24 protein-coding genes and 1 tRNA gene are annotated in these 23,444 nt (G+C 69.1%); 8 read left to right on the top strand and 17 right to left on the bottom strand.

Features of this window, described 5'->3' with window-relative positions:
• Nucleotides 1-7: 7 nt before the first annotated feature.
• The 10 genes from ABD333_RS29585 to ABD333_RS29540 form a co-directional block, all read right to left on the bottom strand.
• The gene (locus ABD333_RS29585; RefSeq protein WP_344545799.1) at nucleotides 8-1,447 is read right to left on the bottom strand and encodes a class I adenylate-forming enzyme family protein; all 1,440 of its coding nucleotides are present in this window, start codon (nucleotides 1,445-1,447) and stop codon (nucleotides 8-10) included.
• Nucleotides 1,396-1,968: a beta-ketoacyl synthase N-terminal-like domain-containing protein gene (locus tag ABD333_RS29580; protein ID WP_344545798.1), complete on the bottom strand. Its 573-nt coding sequence runs from the start codon at nucleotides 1,966-1,968 to the stop codon at nucleotides 1,396-1,398. Before ABD333_RS29580 ends, ABD333_RS29585 begins: the two co-directional genes overlap by 52 nt.
• Entirely contained in the window at nucleotides 1,952-3,160 is a 1,209-nt protein-coding gene (locus ABD333_RS29575) for a beta-ketoacyl synthase N-terminal-like domain-containing protein (protein WP_344545797.1), read from the bottom strand. Before ABD333_RS29575 ends, ABD333_RS29580 begins: the two co-directional genes overlap by 17 nt.
• Nucleotides 3,157-3,735 (bottom strand): 3-hydroxyacyl-ACP dehydratase FabZ family protein, encoded by a 579-nt coding sequence (locus tag ABD333_RS29570; protein ID WP_344545796.1) that lies wholly within the window; start codon nucleotides 3,733-3,735, stop codon nucleotides 3,157-3,159. Before ABD333_RS29570 ends, ABD333_RS29575 begins: the two co-directional genes overlap by 4 nt.
• Nucleotides 3,732-4,229: an acyl-CoA thioesterase gene (locus ABD333_RS29565; RefSeq protein WP_344545795.1), complete on the bottom strand. Its 498-nt coding sequence runs from the start codon at nucleotides 4,227-4,229 to the stop codon at nucleotides 3,732-3,734. Before ABD333_RS29565 ends, ABD333_RS29570 begins: the two co-directional genes overlap by 4 nt.
• A gap of 7 nt (nucleotides 4,230-4,236) precedes the next feature.
• On the bottom strand, nucleotides 4,237-5,610 hold the full coding sequence (locus ABD333_RS29560; protein ID WP_344545794.1) for an aminotransferase class III-fold pyridoxal phosphate-dependent enzyme: 1,374 nt from the start codon (nucleotides 5,608-5,610) through the stop codon (nucleotides 4,237-4,239).
• 77 nt (nucleotides 5,611-5,687) lie between these two features.
• Entirely contained in the window at nucleotides 5,688-5,993 is a 306-nt protein-coding gene (locus tag ABD333_RS29555; RefSeq protein ID WP_344545793.1) for an acyl carrier protein, read from the bottom strand.
• Nucleotides 5,986-7,173, bottom strand: coding sequence for a glycine amidinotransferase (locus tag ABD333_RS29550; RefSeq protein ID WP_344545792.1), 1,188 nt, complete (start codon nucleotides 7,171-7,173; stop codon nucleotides 5,986-5,988). Before ABD333_RS29550 ends, ABD333_RS29555 begins: the two co-directional genes overlap by 8 nt.
• Nucleotides 7,174-7,746: 573 nt before the next feature.
• Complete coding sequence (locus ABD333_RS29545) at nucleotides 7,747-8,406, bottom strand: response regulator (protein ID WP_344545791.1); 660 nt, start codon at nucleotides 8,404-8,406, stop codon at nucleotides 7,747-7,749.
• Complete coding sequence (locus ABD333_RS29540; protein WP_344545790.1) at nucleotides 8,399-9,448, bottom strand: sensor histidine kinase; 1,050 nt, start codon at nucleotides 9,446-9,448, stop codon at nucleotides 8,399-8,401. The genes ABD333_RS29545 and ABD333_RS29540 overlap by 8 nt, the downstream gene beginning before the upstream one ends.
• Nucleotides 9,449-9,739: 291 nt before the next feature.
• Here ABD333_RS29540 and ABD333_RS29535 point away from each other — a divergent pair, with 291 nt between their 5' ends.
• The 3 genes from ABD333_RS29535 to ABD333_RS29525 all read left to right on the top strand — a co-directional run bounded on the left by ABD333_RS29535 (nucleotide 9,740) and on the right by ABD333_RS29525 (nucleotide 12,147).
• Nucleotides 9,740-10,618 carry an alpha/beta fold hydrolase gene (locus ABD333_RS29535; protein ID WP_344545789.1) on the top strand — a complete coding sequence of 293 codons (879 nt, stop codon included), beginning with the start codon at nucleotides 9,740-9,742 and terminating at the stop codon, nucleotides 10,616-10,618.
• Nucleotides 10,619-11,221: 603 nt separating this feature from the next.
• Entirely contained in the window at nucleotides 11,222-11,464 is a 243-nt protein-coding gene (locus ABD333_RS29530) for a replication initiator (protein WP_344545842.1), read from the top strand.
• A gap of 164 nt (nucleotides 11,465-11,628) precedes the next feature.
• Nucleotides 11,629-12,147 carry a hypothetical protein gene (locus ABD333_RS29525; protein ID WP_344545788.1) on the top strand — a complete coding sequence of 173 codons (519 nt, stop codon included), beginning with the start codon at nucleotides 11,629-11,631 and terminating at the stop codon, nucleotides 12,145-12,147.
• A 576-nt stretch (nucleotides 12,148-12,723) separates the two neighbouring features.
• On the opposite strand, the gene ABD333_RS29520 is transcribed toward ABD333_RS29525, so the two are convergent.
• The 5 genes from ABD333_RS29520 to ABD333_RS29500 form a co-directional block, all read right to left on the bottom strand.
• Nucleotides 12,724-12,796, bottom strand: a tRNA-Thr gene (locus ABD333_RS29520).
• Nucleotides 12,797-12,846: 50 nt separating this feature from the next.
• Nucleotides 12,847-13,743 carry a 23S rRNA (guanosine(2251)-2'-O)-methyltransferase RlmB gene (rlmB, locus tag ABD333_RS29515; protein ID WP_344545787.1) on the bottom strand — a complete coding sequence of 299 codons (897 nt, stop codon included), beginning with the start codon at nucleotides 13,741-13,743 and terminating at the stop codon, nucleotides 12,847-12,849.
• 62 nt (nucleotides 13,744-13,805) lie between these two features.
• The gene (gene cysS / locus ABD333_RS29510) at nucleotides 13,806-15,200 is read right to left on the bottom strand and encodes a cysteine--tRNA ligase (RefSeq protein ID WP_344545786.1); all 1,395 of its coding nucleotides are present in this window, start codon (nucleotides 15,198-15,200) and stop codon (nucleotides 13,806-13,808) included.
• 50 nt (nucleotides 15,201-15,250) lie between these two features.
• Complete coding sequence (locus ABD333_RS29505; protein ID WP_344545785.1) at nucleotides 15,251-15,631, bottom strand: PPOX class F420-dependent oxidoreductase; 381 nt, start codon at nucleotides 15,629-15,631, stop codon at nucleotides 15,251-15,253.
• A gap of 59 nt (nucleotides 15,632-15,690) precedes the next feature.
• Entirely contained in the window at nucleotides 15,691-16,536 is an 846-nt protein-coding gene (locus tag ABD333_RS29500) for a DUF6585 family protein (protein ID WP_344545784.1), read from the bottom strand.
• A 312-nt stretch (nucleotides 16,537-16,848) separates the two neighbouring features.
• Here ABD333_RS29500 and ABD333_RS29495 point away from each other — a divergent pair, with 312 nt between their 5' ends.
• The 3 genes from ABD333_RS29495 (at nucleotide 16,849) to fahA (ending at nucleotide 20,082) form a co-directional block, all read left to right on the top strand.
• Nucleotides 16,849-17,841: a DUF2637 domain-containing protein gene (locus tag ABD333_RS29495; protein WP_344545783.1), complete on the top strand. Its 993-nt coding sequence runs from the start codon at nucleotides 16,849-16,851 to the stop codon at nucleotides 17,839-17,841.
• Between the two features lie 125 nt (nucleotides 17,842-17,966).
• Complete coding sequence (locus ABD333_RS29490) at nucleotides 17,967-18,887, top strand: hypothetical protein (RefSeq protein WP_344545782.1); 921 nt, start codon at nucleotides 17,967-17,969, stop codon at nucleotides 18,885-18,887.
• On the top strand, nucleotides 18,865-20,082 hold the full coding sequence (fahA, locus tag ABD333_RS29485; protein WP_344545781.1) for a fumarylacetoacetase: 1,218 nt from the start codon (nucleotides 18,865-18,867) through the stop codon (nucleotides 20,080-20,082). The genes ABD333_RS29490 and fahA overlap by 23 nt, the downstream gene beginning before the upstream one ends.
• 15 nt (nucleotides 20,083-20,097) lie before the next feature.
• Here fahA and ispF read toward each other — a convergent pair whose 3' ends face one another.
• On the bottom strand, nucleotides 20,098-20,571 hold the full coding sequence (gene ispF, locus ABD333_RS29480) for a 2-C-methyl-D-erythritol 2,4-cyclodiphosphate synthase (RefSeq protein WP_344545780.1): 474 nt from the start codon (nucleotides 20,569-20,571) through the stop codon (nucleotides 20,098-20,100).
• Nucleotides 20,572-20,594: 23 nt separating this feature from the next.
• On the bottom strand, nucleotides 20,595-21,077 hold the full coding sequence (locus ABD333_RS29475; protein WP_151561586.1) for a CarD family transcriptional regulator: 483 nt from the start codon (nucleotides 21,075-21,077) through the stop codon (nucleotides 20,595-20,597).
• Nucleotides 21,078-21,428: 351 nt separating this feature from the next.
• Here ABD333_RS29475 and ABD333_RS29470 point away from each other — a divergent pair, with 351 nt between their 5' ends.
• A complete protein-coding gene (locus tag ABD333_RS29470; RefSeq protein ID WP_344545779.1) occupies nucleotides 21,429-22,172 on the top strand; it encodes a hypothetical protein in 744 nt (247 codons plus the stop codon).
• A 182-nt stretch (nucleotides 22,173-22,354) separates the two neighbouring features.
• Entirely contained in the window at nucleotides 22,355-23,353 is a 999-nt protein-coding gene (locus ABD333_RS29465; RefSeq protein ID WP_344545778.1) for a hypothetical protein, read from the top strand.
• Nucleotides 23,354-23,444 lie beyond the last annotated feature (91 nt).

Below are 23,444 nucleotides of genomic sequence, written 5' to 3'. Positions count from 1 at the left end.
CACCGGGTCACTTGGGGACGTCTTCGCGGACGGGAACGACGGTGATCCGGCGGGGGCGTTCCGCACGAAGCAGTCGGCGGTAGAGGGCGTCCCGGACGCGGTGCGCGGACTCCCGGGTGGGGTCGTCCATTTCGAGTTCGAGGTCGAAGTACCCCTCGTCAGGCGCGTCCCGGCGCACGCTGATCGTGGCTCTCGCGACTCCGGGCTGGGCCGCCGCGAGCGACCTCACCGACTCCAGCGACACCTTGACTCCGTCGACGACGAGAGGGTCGGTCAGCCTGCCGGCGAAGTAGAGGTAACCGTCGGAGTCGATGCGGAACAGGTCGCCGGTCGCGATCGTTCCGGGTCCGGCGAAACAGTCGGCGGGCCGTCCCTGGGGCACTCCGACCTTGCGCACCAGCACCGTGTCGGAGCTGACGAGCAGTTCTCCGACCGCGTCGGGTTGGCCGCGCACCTTGCGCAACGCGACCTTCACCCCGTCCATTGGACGGCCGACGGAGGCGTAGCGGTGGGGCGGCTCCGCGTGCGCGGCGAGGGTGGCGACTCTCGGCCCCGCCTCCGTCAGCCCGTAGGTGATGTAGAGCTCGCGGCCGGGCCGCAGCTCCAGCAGGCGCGCGACGTCGGTCGCAGGCAGCGCGTCGCCTCCGATCGTCAGCATGCGCAGTGTCTCTGGCTCGTGTCCTCCGATCAGCCGTCGCATGAAGAAGGGTGTCAGCGACGTACTGGTCACCCGGTGGCGGCGAACCGCGTCGGCGAACCGTGCGCTCGTGTGCGGCGGACCACAGATGATCAAGCGGGCTCCGGTCACCAGCCCCGCCAGCGCCTGGGCCACGAGTGCGTACGAGAAATGCAGGGGCAGCATGACGAGGATCGTGTCCGCCTGGCCGAGCCCGACCGACGCGGCATGCATCGCCGCGTTGCCCAGCAGGGACGAGGAACGGTGCAGGCAGCCGCTGAAGATTCCCGACGTGCCCGAGGTCAGGATGATCACGCCGCCGGAGGGGTGATGGGCATGAGGCGCGCGCAGCGGCGTGATCTGGGCGCCGCCCACGATCCGCGAACCGGCATCCTGCCCCGCGCGCCTACGCGGCGTGACCAGCAGGCTCGCGCCGAAACGATGGGCGAGCCCGCGCACCCGAGCCGGAGGCGTCCCCACAGGAATGGGAACCGGCACCGCCCCGCCGTACACCGCGCCGAGCAGGTGCCGCAGCAGCATCGTTCCGCTCGGCAGAGCGAGCAGCACGACAGCGCCCGGCCGAGGCAGCACTTCGGTGAACAAGTCCGCGATCTCGGGAACGGTGGCCTGCGGCTCAGGCCATGGCTCCAGGTCGATGGCGCGTTCCGAAAAGTAGGCCTCCGCCTCCTCACTCTTGAACGGCAGGCCGGCTCCCTCCATCAGAAGCCGCCCGCCCCGGAAGCCCGACCCCCACGCCACTGGACGATCCACCCACGCACAGCATGAACGGCCCCGCCTACGTCCTCGGTCGCGGTGTGGACGTTCTTGGTCACGGTGTGCTCGGCCACGGCGACGTACTCGCATAGGCCGGTCGTCATCCAGTTCGACGCGATTGATAGGGCGACCGGTCGTGCCGTCTCGGGTGGCATGCAGAGAAGGAGACTCGGGCCGCGGAAACCGAGAACGATGCACGCGAGGCCGGCGAGCGAACCGGGACTCGCTCCGGCGAACCGCAGCGGCGACACCCTGCCACGTGGGACCTGCCGGGCGATCGTTCCCATTGTGTGCCGCGTGCCGTACGCGCTGACGGCCAGCACCCCTGTCTCGGCACAGGCCGCCTGGGCCCGTTTGTCCGCCTGCTCCAGTGCGCGTTCAAGCGCGTCCACCACAAGCCATGCAACCGGGTCGGCGTAGAAGGAGGTCCGGGCACGGCTTGCAGAGGCGAGGTCCGCTGTTTCGGCCAGTCCGTCGCCGAGCACCTGCATCTCCTTGGCGTCATCCCAGGTGATCATTGCGATTCCAGGCGGCCGGACCGAACGCGAGGCAGGTGATGAAGCCCCCGAAGCCGAGGCTCAGGCTGAGGCCTACGCCCCGTTCCACCGAGGCCGGACGGCCGGTCGGGATCGGCGGGGCGAATCCGTCCGGCCCGTGCCGCAGTCCGTTCACGGGCGGCGCGCAGCCGTCCCGGAGAGCGAGGATGACGGCGATGGCCTCGACCGCGCCCGTGGCGCCGAGGCTGTGACCGAAGGCCCCCTTTGTCGCGAAGACGACAGGACGGTCCTTCGCGGTGAAGAGCCGGGCCAGGCTCGCGGTCTCCACGGCGTCGTTGGCGGGCGTGCCCGTTGCGTGGGCGTTGACGACGGTCACATCGCCCAGGCCGAAGCCTGTGCCGGTCAGTGACCGCCGGACGGCGCGCACCACGCTGTCGCCTGACGGGTCCGGTGCGGTCATGCCCGCGCCGTCGTTGGCCGCTCCCGCTCCGAGCACGACGGCGTACGGAACGGCGCCGCGCAACCGCGCGGACTGTTCGGTCTCCAAGACCAGACAGCCGCCGCCCTCCCCCAGCACCGTCCCGTCGGCCCGCCGGTCGAAGGCGCGCAGCAGGGTAGGCGACATCGTTCCCAGAGCGCTGTGCCCTAGCCGTTTGGCCGGGGACAGCACGTCCACACCGGCACAGCAACAGACGTTCGCGGCGCCGGACCTGAGCAGCGCCGCCCCGACGGCGATGGCGTCCGAACCGGACGAGCACGCCGTGCTGACCACGACCGGCGGCCGGCTCATCCCCATGTCGCGGGCCACCTCTACGGCCCACCGGTCCAGGGGTGCATCCTCGTCGTCGAGATGAGCGCCGAAGCTCGTACCGACGACCACGTACGGCTCGTCGTCCAGGCGGTGACCGCCTAGGCGGTCACCGCGTCGGCGGTCACCGCGTCGGCGGTCATCGCCTGGGGGGACATCGGGGGTTTGGAATCCGGCGTCGGCCCAGGCTCGCGTCATCGTGTCGTACGCCAGCGCACGCTGCCGGGCGGATGGATTCGGAGTCTCGGTGGACACCGTCACCGGTGCCGCCAGGACGCTGCGCAGCCGGTGTTCCGACGGCACCTCGGTGATGCCGGTCTCTCCGTTCAGTAGACGGCGCCACACTTCCGTCATGCCGGTGCCCAAGGCGGTCGACCAAGCCATCCCGGTGACGCAGACGTTCACCACAGCTGCCGGCCCAACTGCTCGACGGTGACGCGGATGAGCGATCCACGGAACGCCGCGGCCGGCTTGTCCTCGACGGTGGCACGGCAGGAGAAGTGGAAGGTGTTGCCGATGATCCGGTCGCAGCGCACATCGAAGATCACCTGGTCGCCGACCACGACGATCTTGTGGAACTTGCAGTGCACGGAGCCGATGAGCGTCAGCTCGTCGTCCCGGAGAACCGACGTGCTCATCTGGTAGAGGATGATGCCCGACTGGGCGAACGCCTGGATCAGGTGGCTGCCGGGGTAGATCGCCCGCTCCGGGAAGTGACCGGCGATGCTGTCCATCGTCCCCGAAACCGCGAGCATGCTGCGCAGGTACTCGCCCGGCCGGTGGTCGAGCACCCGGTCGATGTAAATCATCGGATGGCGATGGCGGAGCCATCCCTTGATCTCGGTGAATCCGAGGGTGGTGTCGGTGTCGGCGGCCGCGGATGCGTCGCTGCTCGTCGCGGAGGTGGCGTCGCTCGCCGCGGAGGTGGTGTCGCTCGCCGCGGTTGCGTCGTTGCTCGCCGGGGCGGTGGCGTCGGTCATCGGGCGCTCTCCTCCATGTGGTCCCGCAGCTTCTCCCGGAAGGGGCCGGGCAGCCTGGCCGCCGCCCCGCCGGTGCCGTTGACGAGGCACCACGCGAGCGTCCCGGCGGCCAGCAACGTCCGGTCCTCGATGAACGGGCCGGGGGCGTCGTCGCCGCCGGTCCGGCTTTCGGCTCCGGCGATCAGTGGCTCGTCGCCGTGCCGTACCTCTCCCGCGAACCGGAACGACGCCCCGCCGACATGTGCGACTCGTACCCGCACCTCGATCCGGTCCATGAAGCGGGCGGAGCGTACGTACTTCATCGTTAGTTCCGTCACGGCCGGGACGAGGTCACGTTCGGCGAGCGGTGCGACTCCGAGGCCGAGGCCGAGGCCGTCGAGGTTCTCCAGGACCGCCGACTCGAACCACGACGCGTAACGGGTGAAGTGCACGACGCCGGCGGCGTCCGTGTCGACGTGCTCGACCCTGTACCGTGCGATCCGCAGCGAGCCCATCCTCACGTCACCTGTGGTCGCCCGCGTAGTGGTCCGACAGCGCGTTCTGGAACTTCGCCGAGCCCGCGCGGATGCCGGCCACCAGGCGCTCCAGGTCGTCCGGCCTCGTGACCAGCGGCGGCGCGACCCGCATGGTCGGGAACACGTACGGCAGCCCGTGCGACCGGCGTCCGGCCCCCGCCATGAACTCCACGTAGGTGCCCGCGCGGATCAGCGAGCGCCGCAGTTCGTCGAGGTGTTCGGCGGCGCGTTCCGTCAGCTCCAGCCCGTACAGCACACCGGTGCCCCGTAGGTCCCGATACAGATCGGGGAACTCGTCGAGCACCTCCCGCCGCAACAGCCTCTCCAGCGCGTCCCCGAGCGCGGCCGACCGCTCCAGCAATTGCCTGACCACGATGAAACGCAGGCCGTCGCGGATCACGGCGCAGGTCAGCGGCCGCAGATCGGACGTGGCGACCGCGCCCGAGGGGCGAACGGACAGCGCACGGCGCGCGATGACCATCGACGTCGACAGCACCCCCATGCCCAGGCTCTTGCCGATCACCGTGACGTCGGTCGGGATCGGCCCCAGTTCGTCGGCCATGGCGAAGAAGCGGCCCGTCTTGGCGAAGGTCAGCACCTCGTCGGCCACCAGCAGCGCCCCGTGTTCCCGCGCCAGGTCCGCCAGTTCCCGGAGGTAACCCGCCGGGGGAAGCAGCACTCCGGCGTCCCCCTGCACCGGCTCGACGACGACGGCGAGCACCCGGTGCCCGTTCTCGGCGAAGAAGGTACGTACGGCCTCCGCCAGGCCGAACGGCACGAACTGCACCCGCAGGCCGTACGGGCCGTCCACGGCCGGTGCCGGAAGCCCGACGCGGTAGTGCCGGCGGTTCAGCAGGGTCGTCAGCGTCCCCGTCCAGCCATGCCAGGCTCCCTCGAAAGCCAGAATCACGTCCCTGCCCATGCCTCGGCCAGGGCGCAGCGTCCGCCTGTCGAAACGGGTCTCCAGAACGAGTCGCAGCGCCAGTTCCATCCCTTCCGAACCGGAGTTACGGCCGCTCACGTGGTAGTCGCCGGGTGGGAAATGGTCGCGCCACAACCCACGAGCACCCAACGTCTCAGCGAGCAGCAGTGTCCGTTCCGATGCCGCGATCTCGTCGGTCGTGTACCCGAGATCGTCGGCCGCCCGGGTGAGAGCCCGGCGCACCACCGCGTGTCCGGCCCCCAGGCAGGCGCTGGCATAGCCGCCGCTCGCGTCGATCACCTCGAAGGGCGTGCCCGCTCGTTCCCCCGAGGTCTCGGCCAGGCGCATCCGCACACCACGGCCGCCCAGCTGCTCGAACGGCAGCCTCCGGCCGCCGTAATGATCAAGATGCAGCTCACAACCAGCTGCACCGCCCACGCCTGCCTCCCCGGAAGGCCCGCCCACGCCTGCTTCCGCGGACGGCCCACTCACGCCTGCCTGCCCAGACGGCCCGCTCATGCCTGCTCCGTCCGCAGTCGCCGGATCAGCGCGGCAAGGCTGGCCACCGTCCGGAAATGCTCGGGCGCGAAGTCCTCGTCCGAGATCTCGATCTGGAAGAGGTCCTCGCACTGGACGCGCAGCTCCGTGAAGCCGATCGAGTCGAGCCCGTAGATGTTGCGCAGGCTCTCCTGGTCGTCGATGTCGGTCAGCGGAGCGTCCACGAACAGGTCCGCCACGAGAACCTTCTTGATCGTTTCCTCGATGTCCATGTGCTCCCCCAGGGACGGGTCCGTCAGGCCGCCCGGTCTCGTCTCAGCCATAGAGGTAGTCCTCGGGCCCGGAGCCCTCGCGGACCGTGTCGAGCGTGAAGCAGTGAAGGCCGCCCCCGAACAGCCGGCGGTGCCGGTGGCGGAAGGGGACGACGGTGAAACGGTGCTTCTCCAGCGTCCGCATCAGCTCCGGGCACGCCGAGTTGACCATGACCGTCTCCGGGTCGATGGACAGCACGTTGAGGTCGATGTAGCGCGTGGTGAGGACGAGATCGTCCGCGTCGTAGGCCGGGAAGTTGTTCTCGTCCGGCTCCGGCGGGAAGATCATGTCCCAGCGGCGCAGCGGCTCGGGCAGTTTCCCCGCCAGATCGGGCGAGCGCACCAGCAGCAGTCCGGGACGCAGCGCCAGGACCGCGCTGTCGATATGGCTGTCCACCAGGCCGACGCGGTGTACGCGGACGCGGCCCTCCAGATGCCGTTCGAGCCAGTCGCAGGCCAGAGCATGGTTGGCGGTGGCGACGTTCGCGATGAGGTCCCGGCCGAGCCGCAGGCACTGCGCGCCGTCGAACATCATCTCGTGGCCGGTGTCGTACGGCGACGGCCACGGGTCGGCGATCGGTTCCACGACGGGCTCGCGGGTGGCGTAGGACAGGTCGAACGACATGTCGGTCATCATCGGCCGGGGCATCACCGTCCATCGCGCGCCCCTGCGGAAGTACTCGGCGAACACCGGCGTGAGGAACTGGGTCTCGAAGTAGCGGGCGCGGATCAGCGGCGGGGTCTCGATGATCTCGTCCCCGATGATCAGGGTGTTGTCCCGCAGGTTCAGCGGCGGGACCACGGCCGCCGACCAGGCCGGGGTCCGTACAGTGCAGGGATCGGCGAGCGGCAGCGGCCGGTGCACCACGATCGACATGGACGCCAGCAGCTCGGCGATGCCCTCGACGTCCTCGTTCAGCTCGTCCACGTACTGCTGCTTGATCTTTGAGGCGCCGGACGCACCCGGTCCCTGACCCCCGTCGTCGCGCGGTCCCTGACCCGCGTCGTCGCGCGGTCCCTGACCCGCGTCGTCGCGCGGCACATGGCGCGGGTAGTACATCTGGTCGAACGGCATGTGATCGTGGAAGAAGAGCTCGAAGGAGAGCTCGACCTCGTGCGAGGTGTAGTTGACCGCCGAGCCGAGGACGACTTCACGAAGCGGCGACCATTCATCGAAGCTGTTCAGCTTCATCGCGGGCGGTGTCAATCCGTCCTCCGGACCATTCCGTCGGACATTAGGCAAGCCGTTCCATTGACCGCTCCTCGATGGCAGGCAACGCGGCATACGCGGAATTACCAGAAAGGCATGCCGCCGTCCGGGCAGCACAAAGGGCGTTCCGCGTATGCTCCTCAGGAGATCAACTGACTGCTGTCGAGTATGCGATGCACTTTATATCGAGTCAATATGCTCTTTTCTTACTGTAAGACGTAATTGAAGTTTCACCCGGCCATAACTCGTCCCCGCTGACGGCGGCACGGTCCAGGCCTGACAGAACGAGTGACTGCCCGCGCCTGACACCCGAACGCATCCGAATCGATCGCGTTCACGTCACCGAAGCCACCCATCGGCAGGGTCAACCTCACAGGCCGCTAACCGCCCCGGTGCACGGTCTCACCCGCCACCGTCCATGCTCACCAGACGGACCTCCTGCACCCCGGAGAAGCCAAAACGAACCGTCCGACGCACATCAAACAACCGCCCCTCAGACACATCGGGACGGACGTCGCCATCGCGCTCTCACCGAGGGCTTGTCGTCGTGATGCGTCAGCGGGGGTACATGCCGGCCTGGTGGGCGAGGAGACCGGCCTGGGTGCGGTTGGTGCACTGGAGCTTGTCCAGTACTCGCGAGATGTGGTTTTTCACGGTGCCCTCGGTCAGGCAAAGGCGTCTGGCGATTTGCGCGTTGGTCAGTCCTTCGCCCAGACAGGCCAGCACTTCGGCCTCTCGGCCGGTCAGCTTGTCGATCAGAGTCTGCGCACCGTCCCGCATGGTCCGGTGCCGGCCCGTGGCGGCCAGCAGCCGGCTGGTGGCCGGAGTGGAGAGCACCGTGTGCCCCTTGGCGGCCACCCGCATGAGGTCGATCAGGTCCTTCGGCGGGATGGACTTGAGCAGGAATCCGGCCGCTCCCGCATGCAGCGCACGCAGCACATAGTGGTCGGCGTCGAATGTGGTGAGCGCGACCACCGTCGGGGGCCTGCGCATCGCGGTGATGTGCTCGATCGCCGTGAATCCGTCCACCCCGGGCATCCGCAGATCCATGAGCACGATGTCCGGCCGGTGGCGGACGGCAGATTCGACCGCGGCGGCGCCGTCGTGCACGGTGTCGACGACCTCCAGGTCGTCCGCTGTGTTGAGGATCGTGCCCAGGTAGACGCACACCATGGGTTCGTCGTCGACGATCAGGATTCGGGTCGCCTTATCCACGCTCGGGTCCTTCCCGGGTCGGGACATGGGACGGAAGAGTCGCGTCGACGCTGAACCCGCCGTCCGGGGCCGAGCCGGCTTGCAGGCTGCCTCCGACCAGCTCGACTCGTCGCCGTAGCGCCGGCAGCCCAGTGCCAGATCCGGTCGCGGCGAGCGTGGCGTGCTCGCCATCTGGTGGCGGGCTGTTGTGGACGGTCAGCCGAACGGTCTGGGCGCCGTACCGTACCTGCGCACGAACGCGAGCACCGGGCGCGTGCTTGTGAACGTTCGTCAGTGCTTCCTCGACGATCCGGTAGGCGGTTCGGGCGATCACCGGGGCGGCCAGCGATGGATCGCCCTCCTCGATCAGCTCCACCGATGTGCCGATCGACCGCGACGCGACGATCAGCGGTTCGAGCCGAGGGACAGGCGCCCGTTGCGTCTCCGTTCCGCCGAAATCGGGGACCTCCGGGCCGCGGAGGACCCCTAAGAGATCGCGCAACTCCTCAAGAGCGTGACAGCCGAGAGCGCGCAGTTGCTCGGCGTTCGCCCGCGTGGTCTCGTCCTCCGAGCACAGGCTCATCGTGCCGGCCTGCAGCACCATGAGACTCACCCGGTGAGTGACCACGTCATGCATCTCGGCGGCCAGCCGTGCCCGTTCGTCGGCCAGCGCCTCCTTGATGCGGCCTTGGAGCAGCCGTCTGCGCGCGGCGGTGTGGGCCCCGACAAGCGCCGGCCCCGCGACGAGCAGGACGGCGCTGGTGATCCGGGCACCGTCGGGATCCCACGGCTGGGTCGCGATGACCGTCAGGACGACCACCGGCACCCACGCGACCCGATTGCGGCCGAACGCCAGAGAGGCATAGGCGGCGAACGGAGCAGCCGCCGGCACCCACAGAGCCGGGTCGGCACCCACGATCGCGCGAACCAGTGTTCCCGGGGCGGTGACCTCCACGATCGCCACGGCGGCCGTACCGGCCATCACGGCCCAGGCGACCGCCAGCGGAGCCTGCCGCCGCCACAGCAGGGCCAGGACGAGAGCGACCTCGCCTAAGGCGGCCACCCCGCTGTAGTCCAGTTCCGCTACCGGAGGCGGACCCAGCAGTGAAGCGCCTACGAACGTCCCCGCAGTGCAAACCACCACAACGTCGAAGGCCACATCGCGCGTAGACCCGGAAAAGACATGCCTCATTGTGATGAACCGTAAGGCCGTGGCGCCTAACACGTACGCCGAGCCAGTGAAGTCATGACGAAAGTCATGACGCGTATGACCTATAGGACTACCTCCGCCCCAGCATCAGGAACTGCAATGGACCTCATGACCAGATCCCTTCGGTTTCTTAGAACCGCGGCGGTGTGCCTCGTTCTGACCACACCCGGCGGCAACGCGATCGCCGAGACCACGGTGGCGCCCAGCGGCTACCTGGCGGTCCCCGGCGCACGGCTGTACTACGAGGTCGCAGGCACCGGGCCGACGCTCCTGATGATCCACGCCGGGACCGGCGAGGCCGACGACTGGCACCGCCTCCGGGCCCATCTCACCCGCTCCTTCCGCGTCGTCACCTACGACCGCCGCGGCAGCTCCCGCAGCAGGCTCACCAAGCCCGCCGGATGGATCACCATCCGCCGGCACGCCGAAGACGCCGCCGCACTGCTCAAGCACGTAGGGGGCGGCCCCGCACACGCACTCGGCAGCAGCGGCGGCGGCACCGTACTGCTGGAGCTGACCGCCCGCCATCCCGAACTGCTCAAGACGGTCGTCCCCCATGAACCCGCCGTCTGCGAGATGGGCGGCGCCAAGGAATGCGCGAGAGTACGCAAAGTCGGGAAAGCGGCAAACGCCGTGTACCGCATCACCCGCAACAGCGACCTGGCCATGCTCACCTTCATCGCCGGGACCAACGACGATGACGAGGTGGAGCCCGGCGCCCCGCCCGCACCCCCACTCACTCCCGAACGAGCGGCCCGGCTCAAGAAGAACGACGGATTCTTCCTAGGCCATGAGATCCGCGAGATCCTCGGATACCACATCCCGCTGGCCAAACTGCGGGCCGTCAACTCGAAAATCGTCCCCATCCACGGAAAGTACGCGGGCAAGGGCATGAAGCGCGAAGTCCACGCACTGACCCAAGCCCTAGGCACCAAACCACCACTGACCTTCCCAGGCGGCCACACCGGCTACATCATCCACCCCGAAAAGTTCGCCACCGAACTACACAAAACCCTCCACTAAAAACACCTGCAACCAGCAAGCCCTGCAACGCAAATCCACAGCACCACATAAATCACTCAAGCACCACCCCAAATACCAGAAGGACAAATAGGCTCAGCGACGACTCCCACTACCTGAGATGCCCAGAAGTGGATTGCCCAAGAACGACGAAGGGCCGACTCCCCACAAGGAGCCGGCCCTTCGGGTGATGCACGCATCATCGCGAAAGCTAGCTGCCTGACCACCGAGGCATCCATGAACGACTGGGCGCCACAAAGCCGCAGTGGGATCGAACCTCAGCAAAGAGGGCAGCCCGTATCGCCAGTCGCCACGTTCACCACCCGTCGGGACGCCCTATCAACCCCCACCAGGTCAACCGCGCGTTTGAGACGCGGCAGCCCCGCGACATCCGGCACACCATCCAGAGCTCTTGGTAGCACCCGCCTTGGCACGTCCCCGCACCCTCGCCCCCGATGGGGAGTAGCACGAACGCCGAGATCGTTCCGCGTGAAGGAGCGCTCCGCGACGAGGGAGTCCAAAGGGCCGCGAAGCCCTCTGGCTTGAACTCGTTCACCCGGTTGGCAATGAATTCGTCGGGAACCCGCGAGGTGACGACGCCCCAAGATCGATCGACCCTGTGAAGCGCTGACCGTTTCGTTCGCCAAAGTCGCCGAATACCAACGACGCGGCGTCGTGCACTTCCACGCTGTCATCCGCTTTGACGGCCCGACCGGATCCGCCACGTCACCACCAACCTGGGCCACCTTGGACCTGCTGGAGGACGCCGGACATGCGGCGGGCGCGGTGTCGGTGACCTCCCCCGCAGCTCCCTGCCTGCCCGCGCGGCTCTGGCGCGTCCGTTCATAGAGGACTGCGCGGGACTCTTGCAGACGGCGAGACCCGAGCGTGTTTTGAGGTCCCGGACTGGGCCGAGCGGGGTCCTAGGGCCCTAGGGACGGTGATCGGGCTTTTCTATTTTCTTCGTCAGGTAGGGAAGGCGACTGGAAGGGGCTTACAAGGTGAGACGAAAGATGATGGCGGTCAGCGCCTCGGGGGCGGCCTGCACGGCGATAGCGGCGGGGGTCCTGGCCACTTCCGCGATCAGCGGGGACGGCGGCCAGCGCAACCATGTCGCGGGGACCTCGGTCGCGGCGACGACGCAAACGCTGGAACAGAACGCGACGCTCTCCGCGGCAGCCGCGAAGAAGTCGTGCACGCTCCGTACCTGGCGGCCTGCGCTCTCCGGAAAGGGAAAGAAGGCAAAGGTCGTCGGTTATGGAAGCATCAGCTGCAAGAAACGTCAGTACATCTTCTTCGAAGTGATGCTCTGCAAGCACAAGGCCCTCGGCGCCTGGTCCTGCACGCGGCACAGCAAGCAGAGCAAGTACGTCGCCAAGAAGAAGGGTACTCATTTCCAGTTCAAGGTGTCCATTCCGTGCTCGAAGGCGCCTGGCTGGGAGACCTATCGAACCGAGGCAGTCCACAATTACCAGCTGGGGGATATGCGGCGGTCGCAGAGTGAAGCGGCACGGCTGTACTGCCCGAGCTGACGCTTCGGTACCCTCGCCAGGGTGCCGGTAGCGATCACCGACGATGCAACCCAGCTGGGGTCGTCAGGACCGGCATCCCGGCGGCCCCGTTCAGGGGGTCTGTGCCTCGATGTTCGGTCAACGCCTTGGGTCGCGGTAGCGCTGGCGGCGTTTCCACTCCGCAAACGCGCCTTCTACGGCGCGCAGACTCGCTATGAGGTCGCCCGTCTGGTCCCGCGACACCGCGTTTGGATGTCTTGGGCGCTCGGAGCGCGGGAGGCATGTTCGATCTTATGACCTTGGTGCGAGCATGACCGGCCGCCGCAAGGGCGCGACCGGTCAGGCCCGCGTCAAGACGCAGTTCGCGAAGCCGATCGGCCAGCGATTGCCGCGCCGCCGTCCAACCAGTACGCGTCACCTCGGTGGTCAGCCCGCTAGGCGCTCGCCGGGGAGCTGGAGGCGGTTGCAAGGTCCAGAAGGGGTCGGGGCGGAGTCCAACCCCGATGAGGCTGTCCGAGCGCCAGCGAGGGCCTTGCTGTTTGCGAGGGCGCTAACAAGAGGCCCCTTCCGGTGATAGGAAGGGGCCTTTGAGCTGGGAGCCGGCGAGGGGACTTGAACCCCTAACCTTCTGTTTACAAGACAGATGCTCTGCCAATTGAGCTACGCCGGCTTGCTCGTCCCGCATCGTAGTCGACTCTGCGGGTCGGGCGCTTGCTGGTATCAGGTGCGGAGGCGGGAGACCTCGTAGAGGGCGATGCCTGCGGCCACTCCGGCGTTGAGGGACTCCGCCCTGCCTGGCATCGGGATGGTGACCAGCATGTCGCAGGTGTCGGCCACCAGGCGGCCGAGGCCCTTGCCTTCTGAGCCGACCACCAGGACGAAGGGGTTGGTGGCGACTTCCAGGTTCGAGATGGGGGTGCTGCCTCGGGCGTCGAGGCCCGCTACGAAGCAGCCTGCCTGCTGGTAGGCCTTCAGCTGGCGGGTGAGGTTGGTGACCTGGGCCACGGGGACGGACGCCAGGGTGCCCGCTGAGGTCTTCCAGGCGCCCGCGGTGACGCCGGCGGCGCGGCGTTCGGGGACCACTACGCCTGTGGCGCCGAAGGCGGCGGCGGAACGGACGATCGCCCCCAGGTTGCGGGGGTCGGTGATGCCGTCCAGGGCGACGATCAGGGGTGCGGTGCCCTTGAGGAGGTCGTCGGGGTGGGCGTAGCGGTAGGGGCGGACCTGCAGGGCTATGCCCTGGTGGACGGCGTTGTCGGTGAGGCGGTCCAGCTCGTTCTTGCCGGACTCCAGGAGGGGGATGCGGCGGTCGGCCGCGATCTGGATCGACTCGCGGATGCGTTCGTCGGTGCCCGACATCACGTAGAGGGCGGTGCCGGGGACGCCGGCGCGGAGGGCCTCGACCACTGGGTTGCGGCCGGTGACGAGCTCGGGGCTGTCAGCTTCGGGCCGGCGCCCGGTGGGGCGGGTCGTGGGACGGGTCTCGCGGCTGCCCTGGCCCATGGTCGGGGTGCCGGTGCGCTTGGCGTTCTTGGCGGCCCTGGCCTTCTGCCGCCTGCCGTGCCAGTGCCGGTCCTCGGCTTTGGGGGTAGGTCCCTTCCCCTTGCGCTTCGCCATCGTTCGCCCCTTGCTCTCCCCGCGGGGCCGGACGCCCCCCAAATATCCGATTTTACCTGGGATTAGTCGCGCTTCAGTTCCCAGCGAGGGCCGTGGGGCGTGTCCTCCACGACGATGCCCGCCTCGGTGAGGCTGTCGCGGATGGTGTCGGCGGCGGCGTAGTCCTTGCGGGCACGGGCGGCCTGGCGCTGCTCCAGGGCCACCTTGATCAAGGCGTCGACCACCGGGCGCAGGTCGTCGTCGCTCTTGCGGGACCATGTCTCCGAGAACGGGTCCAGACCCAGGACGTCGGTCATCGCCCGGACGGCCGCCAGGTGGCGGCGGGCCCCCGCCTCGTCGTTGGCGGCGAGGGCGTTGTTGCCTTCGCGGACGGTCTCGTGGACGACCGCGAGGGCCTGCGGGACGCCCAGGTCGTCGTTCATGGCCGCGACGAACGGGGCGGGCAGGTCGGCGGGCGCGGCCTTGCCCACCAGCTCGGCGGCGCGTATCGCGAAGCCCTCGATGCGCTGGTACGCGGTGACGGCCTCGGTGAGAGCCGCGTCGGTGTAGTCCATCAGCGACCGGTAGTGCGCGGCGGTGAGGTAGTAGCGGATCTCGGCGGGGCGGGCCTTGGCCAGGAGGTCGGGGAGGAGGACCACGTTGCCGATCGACTTGCTCATCTTTTCGCCGTTGACGGTGAGCAGGCCGTTGTGCATCCAGTAGCGGGCGAAGCCGTCACCGGCGGCCTGGGACTGCGCGATCTCGTTCTCGTGGTGCGGGAAGATCAGGTCGACGCCGCCGCCGTGGATGTCGAACGTGGCGCCGAGGTACTTGGTCGCCATGGCCGAGCACTCCAGGTGCCAGCCGGGACGGCCGTCGCCCCACGGAGTCTCCCAGTACGGCTCGCCCGGCTTGACGCCCTTCCAGAGCGCGAAGTCCCGCGGGTCGCGCTTGCAGTCCGGGGTGTCGGTGTCGTTCGGGACGAGCATGTGGTCCAGCTTCTGGTTGGACAGCGCGCCGTAGCGGTCGGCCCAGGACTCCACGTCGAAGTAGACGTCGCCGCCCGAGGCGTACGCGTGGCCCTTCTCGATCAGGCGGCGCATCAGCACGATCATCTCGGGCACGTGACCGGTCGCCCGCGGCTCGATCGTGGGCGGCAGGCAGCCGAGCAGGTCGTAGCCCTTGCCGAAGACGCGCTGGTTGCCCTCGGCCACCGCGAACCATGGCACGCCCGTCCTCGCGGCGACGTCGAGGATCTTGTCGTCGATGTCGGTGACGTTGCGGGCGAAGGTCACCTCGTAGCCCGAACGGAGCAGCCAGCGCAGCAGCACGTCGTAGATGACGCCCGAACGGAGGTGGCCGATATGCGGAGCGGCCTGCGGCGTGGCACCACACACGTACATCCCCACGCGGCCCTCTTCGAGGGGCTCGAACGTGCGGATGGTACGGGTACCGGTGTCGTAAAGGCGCAAGCTCACACGGTCAGGTTATTGGATAGGCACCCGCCCGCGCGGCTGTCGCCGGTGTTTCAACGGGTGTAGACGTGATCCGGTGCCACGCGGATGATCACGCGGTCGACCGGGCCGTGCTCCTGCCAAGGCTGGCCGGTGTAGCGCCGTGACAGTTCCTGGATGAGCGTGCCGCTCGGGTCGTCCTCGACGGTCGCGGTGCCCCTGACCTCGGCGTACACGTACGGATCGGCCAGGTCGTAGGTGGTCAGGTTGACCCGCGGGTCCCGCAGGATGTTGGCGTGCTTGCGGCGGCCCTTGGCGGTCGAGACGAGGATGTGGTCCCCGTCGACCTTGGCCCAGACGATGCTGGCCTGCGGCGCCCCGTCCGGATTGATGGTGGCGATCGTGACGAAGTTGGTCGTGTCGAAGAGCGCGCGCGCCTTCTCGTTCAGCGTCATGATCCGCCCCCGGTCGTCTGGTCTCGGTTCTGTCGAACTCGATCTTCGCATGGAGGAGATCAGCGCCGGCTCGGCGGGACACGGTTGTCCGGCGGTCCGCCGGAGGCGCCGACGTCTTCCGCCGCCTGGAGTGCCTGGAGATGGTGGCAGAGCTCGACGAACGCGACGGCGTTGGGCGTATGGGCTGCCACAGATGCCAATTGGACGAGCCCGTCGAGCGTACGGACGAAGACGATCCCGTTGTCGATGCCCACGTCCCGTACGGCCGGCCATGCGAGACGTTCGCCCTCCTTCTCGATCCCTTCGGCGCTGACGGCGAACGGCCCGAGCCGTACGGTGTCACCCGCCTGGACCACGCTGAGTGCCTGTGGCACGATCCGTGCGGTGATCTCGGCGGCCACGGTCTCGCCGAGTTCGCGTACACCGGGCAGGTCCTCTCCCAGGACGATCCGGCGGCCGTCCGTGGCGATGACGGTGAACTGCCAATGCGTAGGCCCGCGCGCGACTCGCTGTACACCCGACGTGGTGACGGTTGCGAGATCGTCCCAGCGGTACGCGACGTACGTACCGGCTCTGCCCCCGCTTGCCACCACTAGGCCGTACGAGAAGAGATGGACGCTCGCTAGCCGGTCACCGCGCAGCGCTCCGCGCGAGACCGCTCGCCACAGAATCCATGCCACCCCTCCCCAGTAGCCCAACGCCAGAACGGCCGCCGGGACGCCGAGCCAGAGCTCGCCGTCGGCGAGGTATATGAGCGCCGCCGGTACGAGGCCCAGTCCGGCGAGGCCGAGCAGGGCAATCCATGCCAGGGCACGACGCCGTCCGGTACGGGCGTCGAAGGCCCGGACCGGGTCGCCGAGCCGCCGTGCCTCCGCCTGGTCGAGTACGTCCCGGGGGAAGGACATAAATAAGCGACTACCCCGCTATCGAGGGAGAAAATCACTGTTTTCGGCCACGGTCTCCGAGCCCCGCGGCCCGCCCTACGCACTTGTCACGTCCCGCGTGGGCTCCTTCGCCGCCCATAACGACCGGCCCTCCGCGTGTCGCACGCGCGCCACGATGATCAACGTGAAGATTAGGGGTGACCACCTCCCGAGCTGGTTGATCTCCCGTGAAAGAGCCCGCACCGACCGCGAACCCCCTGCCCGACACCCGCGCGACTCCCCGTACGGCCCGATGGCACGCCCATCCGCTCTCCCCCGAGACGAGTTGAGAAGATGCCCTCCGATCGTTCCACCACCGCACAGCGCCGGCTTCTCACCGTGTCCGCCGGGCTCGGCGTCGCCGTGCTCCTGGCCGGCGCGTTCGTCCTGACGTACGACGTCCTGCGGGAGCTCGCCCTAGCGGGCCGGGCCAGCAGGCGCTGGGCGCCCATCTACCCGGTCATGGCGGACGCGCTGATGGTGATGACGATCCTCTCCTTGGTGGTCGCGCGGCAGGCCAGGTGGTGGTTTCGATGGCTCCGGTGGGCGCTCCTGCTCGTCCTGGTCGGCGGCGCCGCCGCGATCGGGGTACAACACTCGCTCTGGGGTTATGAGTCTCTGCCTGACAAGCCGGTCAAGGCGGGCATCGCCGTGGCGCCCCACGTCATGCTCGTGATCGCAGTGTGGCTGTGGCTGACGATGTTCAAGCAGGTTCGTACGGCCTCGTCCGAAGAACGCCCGGGGCCTTCGGAACGCCCGGAGCGACCTGCGAACGAGCCCACCGGACCCGAGACCGCGCACACCAGCCCAGACCTGATTCCGTTCCTGGAGACCGCCTCACCAGCAGGGCCGGAGCGCAAGTCCGAGTCCGAAGAGGCCGGAGCCCACGACCGTCCCCCCGCCCCCACGCCCGACGCTGCACCCGAACGCGACGCTGCACCCGAACGCGACGTTGAATCCGATGCGCACAGCGACGACGACGAGCCGGAGGAGACCTCTCCTCGTCCGCCCGTGCCTGCGCTCCTGGCCACGGACGTCGAACTCGTACGAACGCGACCACACGCGGAGACCAACCACGTTCAGCTGACGAAGACCACACGTCCCGACATCGTCCTGCCCGCCACCCTCGACGACGCCGAGGCGAAGACCAAGAACGAGACCGAGGACGACACCGAGCTGCCCGCAGTCGACCGTGCCGAGGACCCCGACGCGGATGACGAGCGGATCTGGGATTGGCACCCGCCGTCGAGCAGGTTCCGCAGCTCGCCCACCCCACCCGCCGACTGACGCACGCCACCGCCGCCGCATGCGGCCGCCGCCGCACGCCGCCGCCGCACGCCGCCGCCGCACGCCGCCGCCGCACGCCGCCGCCCACCGCGAGTCATCACAAGGCCTTCGGGTAGACACCGGGCATGCGCCTCTTCACCCGGTTCGTCGACGCCGCCGCGCTGTTCCCACCCGCGTGTGCGCCCATGGAGGAAGCGCTCCCGGCCTACCGCGCCGCGGCGACCACCACCGACCCGGTCGTGGGCCGGTTCCTGTGCCCGGCGTCCCGGATCGCCGAGTTGCGCACGCATCTGATCCCCGAGGATCTGCTGGACCTCGGCCTGATCGCCGACACCGGCGTGGCCGAGCTGCCCAAGGCCCTTGACGCCGCGCGTTCCGAACCCCGAGTACGCCTCGGGTCGGTGGAGATCACGCTTCCCGAGGAGGCCGACCAGGCCCGGGCCGCCGCCGTGACGATCGCCCGGCTGCCTTCGGACGTCCCCACGTACATCGAGGTACGGCGCGCGCCGGGCTGGCGGGACATCCTCGACCGCCTGGCCGCCGCCCGCGCACGCGGCGCACCGCTCGGTGCCAAGCTGCGCACGGGCGGGCTGGCCGCTGAGGCGTTCCCCTCCACCGCCGAGCTCGCGGCCTTCATCGCCGCCTGTGCCGAACGGGACATGCCGTTCAAGTGCGCCGCCGGGCTCCATCACGCCGTACGCCACACCGATCCGGCCACCGGCCTGACCCACCACGGCTTCCTCAACGTCCTTCTGGCCGTGTCACGTGCCGCGACCCCCGCGTACGACCACTTCATGACGCCCCTCGAACACACGCTCCAGCAAATCCTCGACCGCACCGACACCGCCGCCATAGCCTCCGACGCCGCCGCCGTAGCAGCCGCCGTGGCCGGTACCGCCCCGCCACCCGAGGCCGTTCGCCGTCTCCTGACCTCCATCAGCTCGTGTGACATCGACTCGCCGCGTACGGAGCTCACCGGGCTGGGCCTGGTCCAATCGGGCGATACGGGGAACATTGATCCCCATGACGACGGTTTCGTGGGTTGAGGACAGCGCGGACAGCGGCTTCGGCGTCGATCATCTGCCGTACGGAGTCTTCTCCAGACCCGGCGAGCTGCCCCGGGTGGGCGTCGCCATCGGGGCGTACGTGCTGGACCTCGCCGCCCTGTCCGCCGCGGGGCTGATCGAGGACCGCCACTGGTTCGCCTCCGGCTCGCTCAACGGCTTCATGGTCGCGGGACGCACCGCCTGGCAGGCCAACCGGGCTCGCCTCACCGAGCTCCTCACCGACGAGGGCCACCGCGCCGCCGTCGAGCCGCGGCTGATCCCGGTCGCGGACGTCGATCTCCTGCGCCCGATCGACGTGGCCGACTACGTCGACTTCTACTCGTCGCTCGACCACGCCACCACCACAGGAAAGATCTTCCGTCCCTCCGGCGACCCGCTGCCGCCCAACTGGAAGCACCTGCCGGTCGCCTATCACGGCCGTTCCGGCACCGTCTTCCCCTCCGGCACGCCGATCGTCCGGCCCTGCGGCCAACGCCGTACGGACCCTGACCGGCGGCCCGCCTACGGCCCCTGCCTCAAGCTCGACTTCGAGGCCGAGGTGGGCTTCGTGGCCGGAGTGCCCTCGGCCCCCGGCACCCGCGTCCCCACCGGCGCCTTCGCCGACCACGTCTTCGGCTTCGTCCTGGTGAACGACTGGAGCGCGCGGGACATCCAGTTCTGGGAATCACAGCCGCTGGGCCCGTTCCTCGGCAAGTCGTTCGCGACGTCCGTCTCCCACTGGGTGACACCGCTCGCCGCGCTGGAGGCCGCACGCGTGCCCCAGCCCGCCCAGGATCCGGCTCCGCTCCCCTATCTCCGGGTGGACGAGCCGTGGGGGCTGGACCTCGACCTCGAAGTTCTGATCAACGAGCAGGTGATCTCCCGGCCGCCGTTCGCCACCATGTACTGGAGCTCACCGCAGCAGCTCGCGCACGCGACGGTGAACGGCGCGCCTCTGCGCACGGGAGACCTGTTCGCCTCCGGGACGGTCTCGGGCCCCGAACGCGACCAGCGCGGCTGTCTCCTGGAGCTGACCTGGAACGGCAGGGACCACCTTGAGCTGCCCGACGGCTCCGAGCGCTTGTTCCTCGAAGACGGCGACACCGTCACCATGCGCGCCACGGCCCCCGGCGCCTCCGGTTCACGGATCAGCCTCGGCGAGGTCTCGGGAACGATCTACCCGGCCACTCCCTAACGCGGCAAGAAGAGGTCAGAGCCGCGGGAAGACGATGGCGGTGGCTATCGCGGCGATGCCTTCACCTCGGCCGGTGAGACCCAGGCCGTCTGTCGTGGTGCCGGAGATGGAGACGAGGGCGCCGTCCAGGGCCTCGCTGAGGGTCTTTTCGGCCTCGGCCCGGCGCTTGCCGATGCGCGGGCGGTTGCCGATGACCTGGATGGCGACGTTGCCGATGACGAATCCGGCCTCGCGAACGCGGCGGGCCACCTCGCGCAGGAGCGTGACGCCGGAGGCGCCGGCCCAGCGCGGATCGTCGGTGCCGAAGACGGCGCCGAGATCTCCCAGGCCGGTGGCCGACAGGAGCGCGTCGCAGGCGGCGTGGGCGGCCACGTCGCCGTCGGAGTGACCGGCGAGGCCCTGGCCGGGCCATTCGAGACCGGCCACCCACAGGGGACGGGGCTCGGCGTCGGCGGAAGCGAACGGGTGGACGTCGGTACCGACGCCCACCCGTGGAATCCGTGTGCTCACGCTCAGGTCGCGAGAACCTCGTCGAGGAGGGCCTCGGCCTTGTCCTCGTTGGTCTTCTCGGCGAGCGCGAGCTCGCTGACCAGGATCTGGCGCGCCTTGGCGAGCATGCGCTTCTCGCCCGCGGACAGGCCGCGCTCCTTGTCGCGCCGCCAGAGGTCGCGAACGACCTCGGCGACCTTGTTGACGTCGCCGGAGGCCAGCTTCTCAAGATTGGCCTTGTAGCGACGCGACCAGTTGGTCGGCTCCTCGGTGTAGGGTGCGCGAAGCACCTCGAACACCTTTTCCAGACCCTCCTGGCCGACAACGTCGCGGACGCCCACGTCCTCCACGTTCTCGACAGGAACCTGGACTGTCAGGTCGCCCTTGTCGACCTTCAGGACCAGATAGGTCCTTTCCTCACCCTTGATGGTGCGAGTCTCGATGGCCTCGATCCGAGCAGCCCCATGGTGGGGGTAGACGACGGTGTCGCCGACCTGGAAAGTCATGTGACAAGTACCCCTTCCGCTACAACCAGGGTAGCACGGACCCGGCGATGGCTGTACCGACCTTAAAGACAAATCCGCAGGTCAACCCCCTAATTGGGGTCTTGACAAAGCCCTTGAACGGTGCATTCCGCCCAGATTTCGCAGCGGAAACGGGTGCGCCCAGGCCGCCGTGGCGGCGCCGAGAACACCTCCGAACATCCTCCTCCCAGTATGCGGGAAGCGGCCCATACTGGGAGGTGCACACGGCGGGCCGCGCGGGTACGAAGCGCCCGTAAAGGGCGAAAGGGGTACGCGACAAGGTCCGCGGGACCAGAGGACGGCTCCGCAGAGCTCAGGACAGCGAGGTGCGGCGTGAGGCCAGACGGCGACCCCGAGCCAGACGACTACGGCCTGCCACGCGTCGACGTGGTGGTGCCGGATGACGCACGAGAGCTCGAACGCGACGTCGTCGCCTATCGCCGCGAGGAACGCCAGCGCCGCCGCCGGGCACGCGCGAGCCGCCTGCTGCGCCCCCTCACCCGTTTCGGCATCGCCGTACCGATCATCGTCGGTGCCCTGCTGGTGGCCCTCCTCAGCGGGACCCTGATGACGGCGTTCGGCCCACGGCCCGCGCCCCGTCCCACCACCTCGATGGTCACGCCGCACCCCACCGCGCCCGTCGGCCAGGTCGGCGGCACCCTGCCCGACGTCGAGGTGACCGTGGTGACCGCCCAGCGCAGGCGCCAGCGCCTCCAGGCACTGGGGCCGGGCGTCTTCGCGGTCGTGCCGCCGTCGTGCGCCTGCACCGGCCTGGTCGAGGAGCTTTCGAGCATGACCGGCGAAAACCGGCTCCGGTTCTGGCTCATGTTCGACCGCAGAGGCGACACCACCTCAAGCGACGACTCCATCAAGAAGTTGCGCGCCTTGAAGGGCAAGGTCCACGACGGACAGGTCGGCCTCATCGAAGACGATCAGGCGCACATGGCCAGGACGTACGTGCGGGCCGGGGGCAAGCCCGCCGCCGTCCTCGTAGGCTCGGACGGGCTGGTGAGCGACATCGTGGACGATCCGCAGCCTGGCAAGGAGCTGACCGAGAAGGTCAAGCGGCTCCAGTGACCCGCGGCTCGGCCGCTGCCGCTACCCGCGGCTCAGCCGCTGCCGCTACCCGGCGGCTCGCCTTGCGAAACCCACCCCCGATACCGGATCGGCGGCCCACCCTCGCTAGGCTTCACCTGGCGCTGCGCGCCGCCCCTTTCTTCCTTCTTCGACTACACCTTTTTCGCGAGGAGATCGACGCCGTGATCCGTAACAGCCGTCGAGTGGTCGCGTTCGCCGTCGCGGGCGCCGTCGCCATCGCGCCGGTGATCACCGGCTGCGGCGCCGGCGAGACCCCGCAGTCGGCCGCCCCGACCCAGCTGACCGAGGCCGTCAACGCCTCGGTGCCCCAGGGCGACAAGGTGTCGAAGATCGACATCCGCAACATGTTCCTGCTGGGCCCGGAGCCCGACAAGGTGCTGCCCCAGGGGAGCTCGCTGCCGCTCTACGGGATTCTGGTCAACCAGGTCAAGGCGCAGGACCGGCTGGTCTCGGTCACCGCGCCCGACTTCGCCCAGGCGAAGGTCTCCGGCGGCGCCGTGACGCTGGCGCCCGCGCAGCCGAACGGCATCGGCACCGCCGTGTCGCTGTTCGGCCCGGCCTCCGCCGCGGCGTCCCCGAGCACCAAGCCGTCCGGCAAGCCGAGCGGCAAGCCCTCGGGCGACGCCACCAAGCCGGCGTCCACGCCCAGCGGCGAGACCAGCGCCTCGCCGGGCGCGACCGCCAGCCAGGCACCCTCGGGCGCTCCCGGCGCCACCGGCGGCCAGGGGGCCTCCAGCAGCCCGAGCCAGGCGTCCTCCAACACGCCCTCCGCGCCGGCAAGCGGCACGCCGTCCGCCCCGGCCTCGGGCGCCGCCACCTCGCCGACCGGCAAGGCCCCGCTGGTCGTCCTGTCCGGCCTCACCCGCGAAGTGCGCGGCGGCGAGACCATCAAGGTGAAGCTCCAGTTCGAGAACGCCGGTTCCGTCGAGATCCCGGTGCCGGTGGTCCCGCAGCAGGGCGAATTCGCCACGTACGCCCCGATCTCCACCGGCGTCCCGGTGCCCGGAGCCGCCAGCACCCCGGCGACCACGCCCAGCGGCGGAACCGAGCACGGCGGTTCCGAGCACGGCACCCCGACCCAGGGCGGCGGCCACGGCACGACCAGCCCGTCCGGCTCGGTGCCGCCGACCGCCAGCGAAAGCCCGGCCACGCACGGCTGACCCAGTCCCGACCCGACCGAGCTGGCCTTAGCCCCGGCCCGAACCCGACCGGCCGGCCTGCCTCATCCCGAGGCAGGCCGTTCGCCGTTCA

Source organism: Actinomadura fulvescens (genome assembly GCF_039533225.1).
GTDB classification, from domain to species: domain Bacteria; phylum Actinomycetota; class Actinomycetes; order Streptosporangiales; family Streptosporangiaceae; genus Spirillospora; species Spirillospora fulvescens.
The sequence above is the reverse complement of the archived record's forward strand: the minus strand, read 5'-3'. Positions and strand labels throughout refer to the sequence as shown.